10 protein-coding genes and 1 other annotated feature are annotated in these 17,425 nt (G+C 56.8%); of the genes, 3 read left to right on the top strand and 7 right to left on the bottom strand.

Going from position 1 to position 17,425, the window contains the following annotated elements; translation table 11 throughout:
- Positions 1–27 precede the first annotated feature (27 nt).
- The 3 genes from pheT to abc-f form a co-directional block, all read right to left on the bottom strand.
- Positions 28–2,478, bottom strand: a complete 2,451-nt coding sequence (gene pheT, locus C7820_RS17625) for a phenylalanine--tRNA ligase subunit beta (protein ID WP_116232156.1) — start codon at positions 2,476–2,478, stop codon at positions 28–30.
- A gap of 41 nt (positions 2,479–2,519) precedes the next feature.
- Positions 2,520–3,554, bottom strand: a complete 1,035-nt coding sequence (gene pheS / locus C7820_RS17620) for a phenylalanine--tRNA ligase subunit alpha (RefSeq protein WP_116232155.1) — start codon at positions 3,552–3,554, stop codon at positions 2,520–2,522.
- A gap of 151 nt (positions 3,555–3,705) precedes the next feature.
- Positions 3,706–3,997, bottom strand: a binding site (T-box leader).
- A 189-nt stretch (positions 3,998–4,186) separates the two neighbouring features.
- Complete coding sequence (gene abc-f / locus C7820_RS17615; protein ID WP_116232154.1) at positions 4,187–6,028, bottom strand: ribosomal protection-like ABC-F family protein; 1,842 nt, start codon at positions 6,026–6,028, stop codon at positions 4,187–4,189.
- A 599-nt stretch (positions 6,029–6,627) separates the two neighbouring features.
- Between abc-f and C7820_RS17610 the strand changes: the two genes are divergently transcribed.
- The 3 genes from C7820_RS17610 to C7820_RS17600 are packed head-to-tail and all read left to right on the top strand — an operon-like array spanning position 6,628 to position 9,027.
- Entirely contained in the window at positions 6,628–7,080 is a 453-nt protein-coding gene (locus tag C7820_RS17610) for a CcdC protein domain-containing protein (protein WP_181909104.1), read from the top strand.
- Positions 7,081–7,126: 46 nt separating this feature from the next.
- The gene (locus C7820_RS17605; protein WP_116232152.1) at positions 7,127–8,347 is read left to right on the top strand and encodes a sensor histidine kinase; all 1,221 of its coding nucleotides are present in this window, start codon (positions 7,127–7,129) and stop codon (positions 8,345–8,347) included.
- A gap of 8 nt (positions 8,348–8,355) precedes the next feature.
- Complete coding sequence (locus C7820_RS17600; RefSeq protein WP_116232151.1) at positions 8,356–9,027, top strand: response regulator; 672 nt, start codon at positions 8,356–8,358, stop codon at positions 9,025–9,027.
- Between the two features lie 93 nt (positions 9,028–9,120).
- On the opposite strand, the gene C7820_RS17595 is transcribed toward C7820_RS17600, so the two are convergent.
- The 4 genes from C7820_RS17595 to xylA all read right to left on the bottom strand — a co-directional run bounded on the left by C7820_RS17595 (position 9,121) and on the right by xylA (position 17,324).
- On the bottom strand, positions 9,121–11,154 hold the full coding sequence (locus tag C7820_RS17595) for a beta-galactosidase (protein ID WP_116232150.1): 2,034 nt from the start codon (positions 11,152–11,154) through the stop codon (positions 9,121–9,123).
- Positions 11,155–11,418: 264 nt separating this feature from the next.
- Positions 11,419–13,827 (bottom strand): glycoside hydrolase family 95 protein, encoded by a 2,409-nt coding sequence (locus C7820_RS17590; RefSeq protein WP_116232149.1) that lies wholly within the window; start codon positions 13,825–13,827, stop codon positions 11,419–11,421.
- Between the two features lie 511 nt (positions 13,828–14,338).
- Positions 14,339–15,835: a xylulokinase gene (gene xylB, locus C7820_RS17585; RefSeq protein WP_116232148.1), complete on the bottom strand. Its 1,497-nt coding sequence runs from the start codon at positions 15,833–15,835 to the stop codon at positions 14,339–14,341.
- A gap of 172 nt (positions 15,836–16,007) precedes the next feature.
- Positions 16,008–17,324 carry a xylose isomerase gene (xylA, locus tag C7820_RS17580; RefSeq protein WP_116232147.1) on the bottom strand — a complete coding sequence of 439 codons (1,317 nt, stop codon included), beginning with the start codon at positions 17,322–17,324 and terminating at the stop codon, positions 16,008–16,010.
- Between the last annotated feature and the right edge of the window lie 101 nt (positions 17,325–17,425).

The following is a 17,425-nucleotide window of genomic DNA, read 5'->3' as shown; positions in this document are numbered from 1 at the left end:
ATTCGATGTGATTGGATTCAATTCCTGCTATTTTCTTAATTCCGCTTGAAACTTTTGCTCAAGGGCGCTGACGACCCCGGCATGCGCCGCGGTGACTTCCTCATCCGTCAGCGTGCGCTCATTGTGGCGGTAGACGAGCGAAATCGCTACGCTCTTCTTGCCTTCGCCGAGCTTGCTTCCGGTAAACACATCGAATACCTGTACGTTCTGCAGGAGTTCGCCCGCGGCTTCGCGGATCGTCTCAAGCAGGGAGCCCGCTTCCACGGCGCTGTCCACTACGACTGCAATATCCCGCTCCGAAGCCGGGAAGCGCGGAAGCTCCTGATAGCGGATATCAAAATCGGCATGATCGTACAGCGGCTGCAGCAAAATTTCCGCAACGTACACATCGCCGAGTCCGCGCTCCTGCTGCAATTCGGGATGCACCTGACCGAGCGTGCCGATCAGCACCTGCTCTCCGCCGCCATTGATCAGGTAGACGGAAGCCGAACGTCCGGGATGATATCCGGCCGGCTGGTTCGCCACGTACCGGATCGCCCCCTCCAGACCCAAATCTCCGAACAGCGTCTCCAGGGCACCCTTCAGGTCGAAGAAATCGACTTTCTCCGGCGCATAGTTCCACTGCTTCTGCCCGCGGTTGCCGCACAGCAGCAAGGACAGCACGTTCAGCTCTTTTGGCTGAACCGTCAGTGTCTGCTCCTGCGAGAAGAACACGTTGCCCACTTCGAACAGCGCCAGATCGTACTGCTTCCGGTTGGCGTTGTGCACCGCGATATCAAGCAGCTGCGGCAGAATGCTCGTACGCAGCACGCTGCGCTCCTCGCTCATCGGCATCGACAGCTTCACCGGCACGCTTCCTTCCGTCAAGGCCGGGAACAGCGCGGCCAGATCCGGATGGGTGAAGGAATAGCTGATCACTTCCTGCCATCCGCCATGGGTGAACAGTCTGCGGATTTCGCGGCGGATCGCCTGAGGCTTCGTATAGCCCCCCGGCGTAGTAGGCCCTTCGATCGCCGTCGTCGGGATATTGTCGTATCCGTACAGGCGGGCGATTTCTTCGATCAGGTCGACGTCTTTCGTAATGTCTCCGCGGCGCGTCGGTACCTGCACTTCCAAAATACCCTGGGCGGTATCCGCAGCGTGGAAATGGAGACGGCCAAAAATCGTCTTCACTTCCAGCATCGACAGCTCCGTTCCAAGGAACCGGTTCAGCTTGTCAAAGGACAGAACGATTACCTTTTCTTCTGCCTGCGCGGCACCGGCTTCGACGATGCCCTTATGAACCGTTCCTGCGCAATAACGGGCGATCAGCGACGCAGCCCGGTTCAGCGCCGGAATGACCGCACCCGGATCGACTTCCTTCTCGAAGCGCTGGCTCGCTTCGGAGCGCAGTCCGAGCTGGCGGGAAGTCTTGCGGATGGTGCCTCCGTCGAACTTGGCTGATTCGAGCAAAATGTTCACAGTGCTGTCCGTAACCTCGGAATCCAATCCACCCATGACGCCGGCTAATCCAACCGGCTTCACGCCGTCGGTAATGAGCAGCATGTGCGGCTCCAGCTTGCGTTCCTGGCCGTCCAGCGTCACGAGCGTCTCACCTTCACGGGCCAGGCGAACGTCAACGGCCCCGCCTGTCAGGCGGTCCGCATCGAATGCGTGCAGCGGCTGACCGTATTCAAGCATGACATAGTTGGTGATATCAACGATGTTGTTAATCGGACGGACGCCCGCAGCCATGAGGCGGTTCTGCATCCACTGCGGCGACGGCGCGATCTTCACGCCCGTAATATAACGCGCGGTGTAATGGCTGCAGTGCTCAGGCGAGCTGATTTTGACCGAGATATGGCTGCTTGCCGCGTCAGCGACCTCAACCAGTTCCCTTTCCGGATCAGGCAGCTTAACGTCACGGCCCAGAATGGCCGCCACTTCGTAAGCCGCTCCGCGCATACTGAGGCAGTCGGAACGGTTCGGCGTCAGGTCAAAATCGAGTACCTTGTCGTCCAGGCCGAGCACGGAGGTGATCGGCGTTCCGATCTCCGCGTTCTCCTCCAGGACGAGTATGCCTTCCTGCTGCTCCTTCGGCAGCAGCTTGTCGTTCATGCCCAGCTCTTTGGCGGAGCAAATCATGCCTTGAGAAGCGACGCCGCGCAGCTTGGCTTTTTTGATCTCCAGCCCGCCGGGCAGCAGCGCGCCAACCAGGGCGACGGGTACTTTTTGTCCGACATCCACGTTTTTCGCGCCGCAGACGATCTGCAGGTCTTCGCCCTGTCCCGCGTCAACGACGCAGACGTTCAGCTTATCCGCATCGGGATGCTTCTCCTTGCTTTTTACATAACCCACGACGACTTTCGAAATGCCGTGATTGCGGTGCTCAACCTCGTCGATCTCGATGCCCGCACGCGTAATCTGCTCGGCCAGCTCTTCGGCCGTTACATTTTCCAGTGATACATAATCGGATAACCATTCAGTTGATACTTTCACTTACGTTCCCTTCCTTCTTCCCGTATTCGCTAACCTTACGCTTACATGCGGGCAAACTGCTTCAAGAATGCCACATCGCCGCCATAAAAATGACGGATATCGTCGATTCCGTACTTCAGCATCGCAATCCGGTCCGGCCCCATGCCAAACGCGAAGCCGCTGTGCACTTCCGGATCGTAGCCGCCCTTGCGCAGCACTTCCGGATGCACCATGCCGCAGCCCAGAATTTCCAGCCATCCCGTATGCTTGCACACCCGGCATCCACTGCCGCCGCATCTGGCACAGGTTACGTCGACCTCCGCGCTCGGCTCTGTGAACGGGAAGAAGCTTGGACGAAGGCGGATCTGCGTGTTCGGTCCGAACATTTCGCGGACGAATTGCAGCAGCGTGCCTTTCAAATCGCTCATACGGATGTTTTCGCCGATCACCAGGCCTTCAATTTGGTAGAACTGGAACGAGTGCGTCGCATCGTCGTCGTCTCTGCGGTATACTTTGCCCGGGCAGATGATCTTCACCGGCACCTTGCCCTCCATGCTCTCCATCGTCCGGACCTGCACCGGCGACGTCTGCGTTCTCATCAAGAGCTCCTCGGTAATGTAGAACGTATCCTGCATGTCGCGGGCCGGGTGGTTCTTCGGCAGGTTCAGCGCTTCAAAATTATAATAGTCGGTCTCCACTTCCGGTCCTTCCGCAATGTGGTAGCCCATACCGATGAAAATCTCCTCGATTTCCTGGATGACTTTGTTGAGCGGATGGGTGCCGCCTTGGGTCATTTTGCGGCCGGGGAGCGTAACGTCCACCTTCTCCGCCTGCAGGCGCTGCTCGGTTTCGGCCTTTTGGAAAGCCTGCTGCTTGGAATCGATCAGTCCTTCGATCGCTCCGCGCACATCATTGGCCACCTGGCCGATCAGCGGGCGTTCCTCCGCGCTAAGCGCGCCCATGCCACGCAAAATCTCGGTCAGCGCCCCCTTTTTCCCCAGATACTTCACGCGCAAATCGTTCAGCGTCTGTACGTCAGCGACGTCATTCAGCTGCGCGATCGCTTCCTGCCGCAATGCTTCCAGCTTTTCTTTCATGAACTTCCTGCCTCCTTCTTGAAATCGCCAATACATTTTTGACCAACAACGCCCCGCAGAGCAGGGCTTTTGCCCCGGATGACTGCTCAGGTACTTGGCGGGGATCCTCAGAAAAAAATTCCCAAGAAATACAAAAAGGCCTTTTCTCCCGAAAAGGGACGAAAAGACCGTGGTACCACCCTTGTTAGACAAGCGAAAAGCCGTTTGATACGCACACGCGCACCTCTGGCCAGCTTGATCTCACTCTCACTCGATGTAACGGATCGAAAACCGTTATCCCCTACGCGGAATCCTGTCAGCAAACATATGCTGGCGCGTGGATTCGTTCAGGGAACTGCTCCGGAGGGAATTTCAGCAGCCTGTTTCTGTAGAGACGCTCTCAATCTCCGGCGTCCCCTCCCTGTAAAGAGGCACTGCTTACTTATCTCCATCAACGCATTTGTCTTGACACATAAATTGGATTGCAATGGCTGATCCATACGGGTCATTCATTCACCGGGATCAGTCCGTTGACTATAGTCAATAATTATAGGCAAAAAAAGCTGTATTGACAAGTCCGAATCGCCTAAATCAATAGGCGTTCCCCTTCTCAGCATGCCCATTTTTTGCGGAACCAGACTTCATTCCTCAAATTAGAGCTGTTCCAGCTCGCTCCGGAGCCTGCGGATATTCGTAATCCGTGCCGCAGCCTCCTCGTCGCTCCCGCCGTCTTCGTTCAGCAGCCGGGTCAGCTCCCATTCCAGCGCCAGCCGGGCGTTTTCCCGGTCGGTATCCTCCTTCAGTGCTCCGTTATGTCTGGCCAGCTGCTCTTCCTCTTCTTGAACCGTGCCCTCAAACAGATGCGGTTCTTCCGTATGGGAGACGGTCAGCAGCCGGTCCGCGAGCTTGCGGATCAGCATCCGGTCATGGGACACGACGACCAGAGCACCCGGATATGCGGATAACGCCTCCTCGATCACTTCCCGCGTCGAGATGTCCAAATAGTTCGTCGGCTCATCCAGCACGAGCAGATTGGCCCCGGAGAAATACAGCTGCACGAAAGCCGCACGGCATTTCTCCCCCATGCTTAAATCCCCGATTCGCTTAAACACGTCTTCCCGCTTGAACAAGAAGCAGCCCAGAAGCGTCCGCGCATGCGTCTCGGTCATCGAAGGCAGGCGTAGCAGGCTGTCAAGCAGCGTCTCCTCTTCGTTCAGCACCTCCAGCTCCTGCGAGAAGTAACCGATCTTCAGGGCCGGATGCTGCCATACCGTTCCTTCGCTCGGCACAAGCTCGCCCAGAATCAGCTTGAGCAGGGTTGACTTGCCCGCCCCGTTCGGCCCCCGCACGGCCAGCCGGTCGCCGCGGGAGAGGATCAGGCTGAACTTGTCGAACAGCTTCTTCGTCCCGTAGCCGAAGGACAGCTGCTCTAGCCGCACCAGCACACGTGCGGAGAACCCGCCTTCTCCCAGCTGCAGGTTGACCTTCGGTCCGCTCTTCGGCTTCTCCACGCTTTCGCTCTCGAGCCGCTCCAGCTCTTTTTGCTTGGCGTGGTACCTGGAGATGTTCTTCTTGGCTTTGGCTTTGTAGTAAGGCAGCGCCGCCTTCGTTTCCGTATTTTTATCCGCCGATTTCTCGGCCTGGTGGAACCATTCCTGGTAGTTGCGGATCGATTCCTCTAACGCTTCCCGGGCCTGCTTCTGCTTCTTATAGAGCGCCTCCTGCTCCCGAAGTTCGCGGTCCTTTTCCCTCCGGTAATCGGAGTAGCCGCCCTTATATTTTTTCAGTCCGGTCTCGGTCAATTCGCAGACTCCTGTCACCACCCGGTCCAAAAAGGTCCGGTCATGGGACACGACAATGACGGTGCCTTCGTAGTGACGGAGCCATTCCTCCAGCCAGTTCATGCTCTCCTCGTCCAGATGGTTGGTCGGTTCGTCGAGGAGCAGCACCTCCGGCCTTTTGACCAGCAGTGCCGCCAGCCTGACCCTGGTTTTCTGGCCGCCGCTCAGATCGGCAAAAGGGACCTGCCACAGCTCGGGACCGATGTGCAGCATGGTCAAATGCTTCTCCAGCCCGGTCTCCCAGTCAAAACCGCCGCTGAGCTCATACTGCTCAAGCCGCTGGCCGTATTCCTCCAAAAGATCAGAACCTACTTCGCCCGTCGCCATCGCCTGCTCCAGCTCCTTCAGCCGGCGCTTGATCTGCCACAGCTCGCCGCTTTCGCGCCCTGCCGCATCCAGTGCGGTCAGATGCATCAACTCTTCCGACGTCTGCGTCATATATCCCCACTGCTCCAGCGGGATTCCGCGTTCCACGGTGCCGCGGTCAGGCTCCAGCTGTCCGGTCAAAATCTGCAGCAGCGTCGTCTTCCCCGCGCCGTTGACGCCGAACAGCGCCAGCCTCTCGCCTTCATAAATTTCCATGTCTATCTTTTCAAAAACGGTCTTCCCTTTAAATTCTTTGGCTATATGTTTCGTTTTTACGATATTCAACATTAAGCATCACCCTTTAAAACATAAATTTGAATTTCCGTTGTTTCAGACACACCAGCGGTTTCCGTCCAGCCCCGGCCTCTGATCCATTTCACGAATCAAAAAAGCCGCAGGCAGCATCGCCTACGGCAGGAAATTCGTTATCATTGTCTATGTCAAAAAAAGGGTTACCCGTCCGAAATACCGCCCCGAACATGATAATCCGGCACGATATCACCCCATGAACACGTCAAAATGCACAAAAAAAGCATGATCCGTATCCATCGGTGAGGTATCCAGTCTCTGAAAATAGACATAACGATTCTCTTCCCTGCGGCAGGCGCAGAAACTGCATGGTTTCAACATTAAGTTGGTTTGCAGATTAGAGAGATCAGTCATGTTTATCCATCGGCTGTGTGGTTACCTCGTTTTCTTCAGGATGAAATGCTTGCTGTCATTTTAACAAAATTATCGAAAAAAGAAAAGCCCAAACCTATTCGTCCACAGTCATGTACATCTCCGGATGTACATCGGCCGAAAGAAAATCACCACACGGTTCGATTACGCGGCCGGTCCTCCTTGGTATGCTGGATTCATCACGAAAAATGAATGAGGTGTTAGCGATGGATCAATACTCAACTTATATTATTATCATCCTGCTTGTCATTTGGCTTACCGCAAGGGAAAGAACCTTCCGCCCTTCCAGCATGTGGATCGTTCCCTTGTTATGGGGAGGAATGGCCCTTTCGTCCATCCCGTGGGCATCGGTAGGTCCGGTTGAAGTCGTGCTGTTCGCCGTGTTTGCCGCTGCCGGTTTGGCAACAGGTATCATCCGGGGTAAAATGGAAAAAATGCGCATGGGAATGGACGGCCAGGTTACCGTGCAGGGTTCCATTGCCAGCATCCTGCTGTTTCTCGCCGTGCTGGCGTTGCGGGTGCTTGCGCAGTCCTGGGGGCAGTCACACGCCTTCTATCACATCGCGAATGCGCTGATGTTCATGCCGCTCGGTTCCATCTGCGCACGCCGGTACGTCATTTACCGGAGATATCAGGCGATGATGGGACAACGGGCATAAAGACCTGAAACACCGGCGTCCATGTGCCAGCTAAAGGAGACCTGCTATGGAAACAGGCAACGATGAACGAACAATACTGTCTTCCAATCCGGCCAGAAGGGCGCTGCTGAGTTTGTTGATCGTGTATTCCGCGATTCAGAACGGCATGTACGGTGAGCCCCGTGCGTTCGTTCCCGGCGTGCTGTTGACGTTGGCCGCGCTATGCCTGCAATGGCGTTCCCGGTGGTTTACCCGCCGGGGGCCGGCGCCTGCTTTTGCCGTGTGTGCCTTGCTTGGTATCTCTTCCATTGGGGTCATCCTGGGACTTGACGGCAGCTTGTATATTATCGTCTTTTTTCTGCTGGGATGGGTGAGCTACCGGCTGCCGGCATCGTACTCGGCCTCATATACCGTTCTAAATATAGCTGCCGCAGCGTGGATCCTGCTGGATCAGCATCAGACTTTAGAAGCAGTGATGACCCAATGCCTGATTCTCGCGGCGGTCTATCTTCTATTTTTGGCCGGCAGGCTACGCAGAACGACCCGAACGATGAAAGAAACGCATCTGCAGGAGCTGACGTCCGCTCATCAGGAGCTGGAGGCGGCTTACCGCAGCCTGCGCCAAGCTCACGAGGAGCTGGAGGCGGCTTCCGAGCAGGCTCTGCGCTATGCGGTACTGGAGGAGCGCAGCCGGATCGCAGCCGATATCCATGACAGCATCGGTCACGGCCTGACCTCCGTCATCGTGCAGCTGCAGGCGCTTCCGTATATGATCGAAGCGGCGCCGGACGAAGCCCGCTCAACGCTCAGGCAAGTGACGGATGTGGCCCGCGGATGCCTTCAGGACGTCAGAACGGTCGTTCACGAAATGGGGCTCGTCCGGCCCGGCGAAGGACTGAAGGAGCTCAGGAAGCTGGTGGACACCTTCAGTGAGCGAAGCGGGATTCCGGTGGCCTTTACCACGGATATCCCCGGCACCATCGCACCGGAGCAGCTGTACGTCCTTTACCGAATCCTTCAGGAGGCACTGACCAACATGATGCGCCATGCCCAGGCCACCCAAGCTGAGGTCCGGCTTATAGGTAACAAGGAAGGCCTGGTCTTGACTATCCGGGATAACGGCGTGGCGCAAGGTCCGGTCCAGCCGGGATTCGGACTGACCGCCATGCGGGAGCGATGTGCAAAAGCCGGCGGACGTCTGACGGTCACCCCCCTCGCTCCCCATGGTCTGGAGATTACCGCAAGCCTGCCGTTTTCCGCAGCGACACCCAATAACAGAGGGGAATGAATGCTAAAATGGACCCAGAACGTATCCGCATCATCATCGCGGATGACCAGCCCCTGATCCGGCACGGCATCGGGTTTATTATTAAGGCTCAGCCGGACATGGAATGGTGCGGAGAGGCGGGCGACGGCCGCGAAGCCGTAAACCTTGCGCTCCGAACCCGGCCGCATATCGCCTTGATGGACGTGCAAATGCCCGGCATGAACGGGATCGAGGCGACACGGGAGCTCCGGCGGCAGCTGCCGGAGTGCAAAGTCATCATCCTCACCACCTTCGATCTCGAGGAATACGTGTATGAAGGCATTCGGGCCGGAGCCGTCGGCTATTTGCTGAAGGATGCGGCGCCGGAGGAGCTGCTCCATTCCATCAGGGCGGCGAGCCGCGGCGAAGCCATCTACCGGACGGGAGCCGCAGCCCGGATGATTTCGGAGGCGCTGCGCCAGACGGAATCGTTCCAGGACCGGCAGGACATGCGGCTGTCCCTGCCGGACCCGCTGACTGACCGTGAGCTGGAAGTTCTGCAGGAAATGGCTTACGGCCTGAAAAACGAAGATATCGCCGCCAAGCTCCACATCAGCGAAAGCACGGTCAAAACCCACGTGCACCGCGTCCTGCAAAAAATCGGCGCCGAGGACCGCACCCAGGCCGTCGTGCTGGCCATACGCAATCAATGGGTGCAGTAAATTGCCTTTACAAAAAAGCAGGCTTTGCCGGGAAGTCCCGCAAAGCCTGCTTGTATTGGAATGGAAACGTATTTTAGCCGCGATACCTTGTCTTTACTCTGCTTCCTCCAGAATCATGACGCCGCGTCCCGGCACCTCGGCCGCCCCGTCCACGGTTACGCCGCTGAGAAGGTCCCGGCGTTTGATATCCCCCGTGCGAACTGTCGTACTCTCCGCGTTATGGTTAAGCACGAACAGGAACGAGCGTCCTTCTTTCACACGGCGGGCAACCTCTACGCCGGCCGGAAGCTCCGGCACCAGCGGCTGAACGCCTTTCTCGGCGCAGACGGCCCCGAGGAAGCCTTCCATGAACTCGCTGTCCGCGCTGGTCGCCACATAGTATGCTTTGCCTTCGCCAAAGCGGTTCACCGTGAGGGCAGGCATGCCTTTGTAGAAGTCCGAGCCATACTCGGCCAGCACTTCCGCGCCTTCGGCATGGATGAGATCAAACAGCATCTCGCATTTGTAGCTGCCCGTAAGCTTGCCGTACGGCTGCTTCATGACGATTTCATTGTACTGCCCGAGCGGCAGTGCGTCGATTTCCTCCGCCCAAATGCCGAGCAGCTTGCGGAGCTCGCCCGGATATCCGCCGAGGGTCACGAGATCGGTCTCGTTCACGATGCCGCTGAAGAACGTCGTAATAAACGTGCCGCCGGCAGCGGTGAACGCCTCCGACTTCTCGGCAAAGCCCGGCTTGACCATATACATGACCGGTGCAATTACGATATCGTATTTGCTGAAGTCGGCTTGGGTGCTGATCATGTCCGCCTCTATGCCCTGCTTGAAGAGGGCGTCGTAAAACTTATGCACCTCGCGCACATAATTCAGCTCAACGGTCGGACCGCTCGAGAGCTCCATGGCCCACCGGTTTTCCCAGTCGTACACGATGCCAACCTTAGCATCCGTCACAGCGTCCAGCAGCGTGTCCCCAAGACGGCCCAGCTCCTCCCCGAGCTGCGCCACCTCACGGAATACCCGCGTATTCTCATGACCGGAATGCTCAATGACGGCGCCGTGGAACTTCTCGCAGGCGCCCTTGGAGCGCCGCATTTGGAAGAACATCACCGTATCCGCGCCGCGGGCAACGGCCTGATAGCTCCACAGGCGCATCACGCCGGGACGCTTAAGCGAGTTGTACGCCTGCCAGTTCTGCTGGCTCGGCGTCTGCTCCATCAGCATGAACGGCGCCCCGTGCTTCAGGCCGCGCATCAAGTCATGCGTCATGGCAGTTTCACTGACCGGCGTCGTCAGAGACGGATAATTATCCCACGAGACGATATCCATATGCTTCGCCCAGTCGAAGTAGTTGAGCAGCGGGAACAACCCCATCAGGTTGGTCGTGATCGGCACGTCCTTCGAATGCTCGCGGATCGCTTCCGCCTCGATGTTGTAGCATTCCAGCAGACTATCGGACATAAACCGGCGGTAATCCAGGGAAATGCCCTGGAACGCGCTGACGTTGCCTTCTCCCTCTTCGCTCAGCCCGTCCGGAAGTACGATTTCGTCCCAGTCGTAGAAAGTGTGGCCCCAGAAGCGGGTGTTCCATGCTTCGTTGACGGCATCAAGGGCGCCGTAACGTTTTTGCAGCCAGACACGGAATTCGGCTGCACAGTTGTCGCAGTAACAGAAACCGCCGTATTCATTGGATACGTGCCAAAGCAGCAGCGCCGGATGATCCTTGTAGCGCTCGGCGAGCTTCCCCGCCATCAAGCGGGAGTATTTGCGGTAAGTCGGGCTGTTCGGGCAGGAGTTATGCCTTCCGCCGAACTTTCTTTTTCGCCCGTAAAAATCGACGCGGGTCACGTCGGGATGCCGCTTGGCCATCCAGGCTGGATGCGCCCCGGTGCTCGTCGCCAGTACGACGCCAACGCCGTCCTTGTGCAGACGGTCCATCGTCTCGTCGAGCCACCCGAAATCGTAAGTGTCCTCGTCAGGCTGGTTTAACGCCCAGGAAAAGACGTTGATCGTCGCCACGTCGATCCCGGCCAGCTTGAACATCCGCTGGTCCTCTTTCCATTCTTCCGGTCCCCACTGTTCAGGGTTATAATCTCCGCCGTACCAAATCTTAGGCAGTTTATCGTTAATCACGTACCCACTTCCTTTCTCTTGTTGATTCGCCGATAGCCCGTAACCTTGGCCCGCGACTTAGCCTGTAACTCTTAGCCCGTAACAAATAAAATGTCTTCACCGGCTTCTTGTACCGTAGAAGGTTTCCCACGGTTTTTTCGGTTTTTTCGGTTTTTTCGGTTTTTCGGCTTTCTTCTGTTTTCTTAGGTTTTCTTCGGTTATCTTCCGCTTCCTTCGGCTTCCTTAGCTTTCATTTCAGCCTCAGCTTCAGCTTCAGCTTCAGCTTCAATTCACCGATACCGTTTCCTTGTCCCGTGGTATAATTCGGTACATTTCGCCTGCTGTCGTAATAAATCCGTCAGCCGGTAGCTCCTGCCCATATGGTCCCTGCACCCGGTACAGGGAATGGTCTGCGATCCGGCAGATCCCGCCATGCGTGGAGGTTATTCCTGCTTCCTCGATCGTTCCGGCGCTCCACTTCATGTCTACCACGAAGCCGCCTCGCGCCCGCAGTCCTTTGACTTCCCCTTCGTTCCAGGCTTCCGGCAGAGCCGGCAGCATCCGGATCTCGCCCTGGTGGCTTTGCAGCAGCGCTTCCGCAACGCCGGCCGCATAACCGAAATTGCCGTCAATCTGAAACGGCGGGTGGTTGCCGAACAGGTTCGGCAGGCTGGAGTCGCTGAGAATCCGCCGGATGGAGCGGTACACGTTCGCCGGCTCCTTAAGCCGCGCGTACAGGTTAAAGATCCAGGCCGCACTCCAGCCCGTGTGCCCGCTTCCCGCCTCAATCCGCTTCTTCAGCGACAAGGAGGCGGCTTGCATCAGCTCCGGCGTATTCTCGTTTACGGCGTCTCCCGGGTACACTCCGTACAGATGGGATACATGGCGGTGCCCCGGCTCATTCTCGCCGAAATCGCGCTCCCATTCCCGCATCCGCCCGTCCGGACTCATGCCGGGATGTGCCAGCCGCTCCCGTTTTGAAGTCAGCTCCTGCCGGAAATCCTCATCGATCCCAAGCACTTCAGCTGCATTGATGCAGTGTCCGAACAGCTCGTCAATGAGCGCCATATCCATCGCCGATCCGGCAGCCGTACTGCAAGGCTCTCCCGATTCGGTCAGGAAGACATTCTCCGGTGAAGTCGAGAGACCCGTCGTCCATCGTCCGTCGGGAAGCTGGACAAGCCAGTCCAGGCAGAACAAGGCGGCTCCTTTCATCAGCGGATACGCTACCTCCTGCAGGTAGGCCGCATCCGGCCGGAACGCATACCGTTCCCACAGATGTCTGGACAGCCACACGCCGCCCATCGGCCAGAACGCCCACATGGCCCGCCCATCCGAAGGCGTCGACATCCGCCACAAATCGGTGTTGTGATGAGCCGTCCAGCCTCTTGCACCGTAATGGATCGCCGCGGTCCGGCTGCCGGTGACGCTCAGTTCCCGGATCAGGTCGAAGAGCGGCTCATGGCATTCTCCCAGACCGCACACCTCGGCCGGCCAATAGTTCATTTCGGCATTAATGTTCGTCGTATAATTGCTGTTCCAAGGCGGCTGCTTGTGCGGATTCCAAATGCCCTGCAGGTTCAGCGCCTGCGTACCCGGACGCGAACCGGCAATCATTAAATAGCGTCCATAATGGAACAGCAGCGTTTCGAGGGCCAGATCGACTCCTCCTCGGCGATACAGCTGCAGGCGTTCGTCCGTCGGCATTTCCGCTTCAGCCTGTGGCAGCTGTGGGCTCAGCCCCACCTGCAGGTCTACCCGGTCAAACAGCGCGCGGTAATCATCCAAATGCCGCTGTTTCAGATGCAGATAATCACTGTCCGCCGCGTCGGCATGTTCCCGGCACAAGCGTACCGGATCGATGCCTGATGCGCCCGGCATGACGTCAAAGCCTGCGAAATCGGTCGCCGCAGCCAGCACAAAGGTGACCGTGCTCGCTTTTTCGATCCGCAGCCGCCCTTCCTCCGTCTGCACCTCTCCGTCGGTCCGCACCGTCAGTACAGCTGCAAACCGGAGTCCCAGTCCTTCTTCATAGAGAACCGACTGAGGATGATCCCCCAAGTAATTGTCCGCGACATGCGACGGAGCTTGTCCTGTCAGGACCAATGCCGCCGGCTCTGCGCTCACATTGCTAAGATGCGGAGAGGTGAGCCATGCCGTCAACTCCGGCAGCTCCGCCTTCCCGGCCGAACCCCCGCTCACTGCGGGCTCCGTCCGGAAATGGACGACGATAACCTCATCCGGTCGGCTCGCAAATGCTTCGCGGATGACGCGCACCCCGCCGGTTTGAAAAGAAACCGATGCAACCGCATGCTCCAAATCCAGCTCCCGCTCGTAATCGTTAATTTGATCCATGCGGCCAAAAGTAAAATGCAAATCGCCGAGCGGCTGGTAGGATTCCGTGCGTCGTCCCAGCATCCCGGCTTCGATCAGCGCCTCCGCTTCGGCATACCGGCCCTCGGCGACCCATGCCTTGGCCGGCTCCAGATGCCGCAGGGCATTATAATTAACCGTGTCCCGGGGAAATCCGGACCACAGCGTGTCCTCGTTCAATTGAATTTTCTCTTCTTCCGCCCCGCCGAACACCATGCCTCCCAGCCGTCCGTTTCCGATCGGCAGCGCTTCCTCCCATACAGAGGCCGGCTTGCGGTACCACAGCCTTTTATTGACGGCGCGTTTGCTGCTTTGCTCCACGCTTATCTCTCCCTTTTCCGCGAACGGTTGTTTCTTCCAGTACCTTGCCGGACCGGCGGCCGAAGCGTGTGCTTTCGTATATCAGGCTGCCTGAAGAAAAACGTCTATCGCCGTACCTTCAAAGATGACAGACCGCTTCTAGAGGAGGTTTTTCTTGCGAGGTCAGAAAGCAGAAGCTCCGAAGCTTATACTTTCTGATCTCTGAAGAAATGACGGGAAGCCCGATGTATTGGATCAGACTTCCCGCCCTGTTTGCTTTTCAGCATATTAAATGAGTGATCTTCAAAACATTATGGCAGTACACGCCAACCGAACAGAGCCTTACGGTCCGCAGTTTTCGGTATTCCCCGCTATTTTTACCGCCATATAGGCAAGGTACGGATGATCTACCCTTATTCTAAAGTTCTGAAAGCGATTGCAGTACCCCGAAAATTCGATAAAAAATCATGTCTAAATTAGACATTAAGCAGAGCTTTCCGTATCTCATCCGCGCAAGGGAGGCACCGGCTTCCTAGTTCCGGTAAGGAACCAGCTTGCTGTTCAGCTCACGGGTTTGGCTGTATACTTCCTGGTACAGGCTGAACAAGCCGCTGTACAATTCAGCCTGCTCCGCATTCGGCGCGTACGTTTTGGCCGGGCGGATGAACGCCTTCGCACAATCCGTCAGCGACGGGAACCAGCCGCAGCCGTATGCAGCCAACATCGCCGCTCCCATCGCCGGGCCTTGCTCGCTTTCGAGCTTGATGATCGTTGCGTTGAAAATATCCGCCTGCATCTGCAGCCACGTTTCGTTCCGCGCGCCGCCGCCGATGGCCACGACCTCATGGATCTCTTTGCCGGATTCGCGTACGATGTCGATCGATTCCCGCAGCGAGAACGTAATGCCTTCAAGCACCGCTCTGGCAAAATGGGAAAGCGTGTGGCCGGAGTCCATTCCGATAAAGCTTCCGCGGATATCCGCGTCCGGATGCGGGGTTCGTTCCCCGGAAATGTACGGTGTGAACAGCAAGCCGCTGCTGCCCGCAGGGATGGAGCCGATGCCTTCAAGCAGCTCATCGAAGCTTTTTTCCTTGGCGAACGTCTCCTTAAACCAGGTCAGGCTGTGACCGGCCGCAAGCGTGACGCCCATAACATAGTACGCGTCCTTTTCGCTGTGATTAAAGAAATGCAGCTTGCCGTCGGCCTCCAGTTCCTTGCGACTTTCAAAAGAGAGGACGACGCCTGATGTACCGATACTGCACATCGTTTGCCCTTCCTGCAAAATCCCTGCACCGATGGCGCCGCAAGCATTGTCCGCTCCGCCCGCGAATACCTTGGTCGACGGCAGCAGGCCGGACGCCTCGGCGATGTCAGGCAGCAGCGTGCCCGTTTGATCGAAGGATTCCACGAGCGGAGGGCAAAGCGACAGCGGCAGATCAAAGGCTGCGGCAATGTCCTGGCTCCACGTTTTACCCGAAACATCCAGCAGCAGCGTGCCCGCAGCGTCGGAGTAATCCATCGCGTATTCGCCGGTGAGCCGGTATCTCACGTAATCCTTCGGCAGCAGGAACAAGCTGGCTTGGGACAGAATGTCCGGTTCGTTCTCCTGCACCCACAAAATTTTAGGCAGCGTAAAGCCTTCCAGGGCGCGGTTTTTGGCAATACTCAGCAGCTTTGATTCCAGCGTGTTCTCGATCTTGCGGCACTGCGCCGTCGTACGTGTGTCGTTCCACAGAATGGCCGGACGCAGCACCTTGCCCTTCGCATCCACCAGCACAAGGCCGTGCATTTGGCCGGAGAAGCTGAGGCCTTCCACTTCCTGCGGGTCCGCACCCGACTTTTCCATCAGTCTGCGGAGACTGACCAGCGTCTTGTCCACCCAATCCTCCGGATTCTGCTCGCTCCAGCCCGGCTCAGGTCTGCTCAGCGGATAAGCTTCAGAGTGCTCGTGCACGACTTCTCCCTGGGGATTCACCAGCACCGTCTTGACGGCGCTGGTTCCCAAATCAACACCAATAACGTATTTCATACTTTTTCCTCCTGTATGGATCGAATGGACATCAACGACGAACCAAGGATGTTCCGCATGGAAATCCGGTTCAAAAAAAGGCTGCCCGAAGAAGCTTTCTTCAGGCAACCTTCGTTGCATTTCAAAGAGATTTCATGATCGGTTTTGTAACAGCTGTGCCTGATGCTTGCTTCTACTCAGCCAGGATGTACTGGTTCAACTGAGCTTTCAGCAGCTCTTGGCGGCTGGACTCGTTGCGGCGCGGATTTTCATTGTTCAGTGCATACTCAGCCAGGGAAGCCAGGGTCGCTTTGCCGGATACGACGTCTGCGCCGATGCCTTCCTTGAAGCTGGCGTAGCGCTTGTCGATGAAGTCGTCGAACACGCGGTCTTCGATCAGCTTAGCAGCTACCTTCAATCCTTTTGCGTAAGTGTCCATACCTGCGATATGCGCCAGGAACAGATCTTCCGGCTCAAACGACTGACGGCGTACTTTGGCGTCGAAGTTAATGCCGCCTTTGCCAAGACCGTCGTTCTTCAGCACTTCATACAGCGTAAGCGTGGAATCGTAAATGTTCAGCGGGAACTCGTCGGTATCCCAGCCGAGCAGCATGTCGCCTTGGTTGGCGTCCAGGGATCCGAGCATACCGTTGATACGGGCTACGCGAAGCTCGTGCTCGAACGTGTGTCCGGCCAGCGTTGCATGGTTGGCTTCCAGGTTCAGCTTGAAGTGCTTGTCGAGATCGTATTTTTGCAGGAACGAAATCGTCGTCGCTGCGTCAAAGTCGTACTGATGCTTCGTCGGCTCCTTCGGCTTTGGTTCGATCAGGAACTGGGCGTCAAAGCCGATTTCCTTCGCATAATCCACAGCCATGTGGAACAGGCGGGCCATGTTGTCCATTTCAAGCTTGAGGTCCGTATTCAGCAGGGTTTCATACCCTTCGCGTCCGCCCCAGAATACGTAGTTTTCCGCACCGAGCTGTTTGCCGACTTCAAGGCCTTTTTTGACTTGGGCTGCAGCATGGGCATACACGTCCGCGTTGCAAGTAGAACCGGCACCGTGCATGTAGCGTGGGTTTGTGAACATGTTGGCTGTGTTCCACAGCAGCTTCTTGCCGGAGGTTTTCATGCCTTGGCTGATCAGGTCGACGATTGTGTCGATGTTGCTGTAGAACTCACGCAGGCTGCTTCCTTCCGGTGCGATGTCGATATCGTGGAAGCAGAAGAACTGCAGGTTCATTTTGTCCAAAAATTCAAAAGCGGCTTCCACACGGGCTTTGGCCTTGTCCATACCGTCGTATTTGTCCCAGCTGCGGACAGCGGTCTCTACGCCGAACGGATCGGAACCACCGGCAGTCAGCGTATGCCAGTAAGCCATCGCAAAGCGAAGATGCTCTTCCATCGTTTTGCCTGCTACCACTTCTTGCGGGTTATAAAATTTGAACGCGTACGGATTGGTCGAACGGCTTCCTTCATAAGCGATCTTCCCAACGTTCTCAAAGTATGCCATGTATAATCCTCCTCAAAATTTGCTTGTCGCAAACGTTTACAGGAACATAGTAACACATCGGATCGACTTTGTATATTGGTTAAACAAAGTTTTTTTAAACA

It is taken from the genome of Paenibacillus sp. VMFN-D1, assembly GCF_003386155.1.
Taxonomy (GTDB): domain Bacteria; phylum Bacillota; class Bacilli; order Paenibacillales; family Paenibacillaceae; genus Paenibacillus_AQ; species Paenibacillus_AQ favisporus.
Note: the sequence above shows the minus strand (reverse complement) of the source record. Positions and strands in the feature narration are given on the sequence as shown.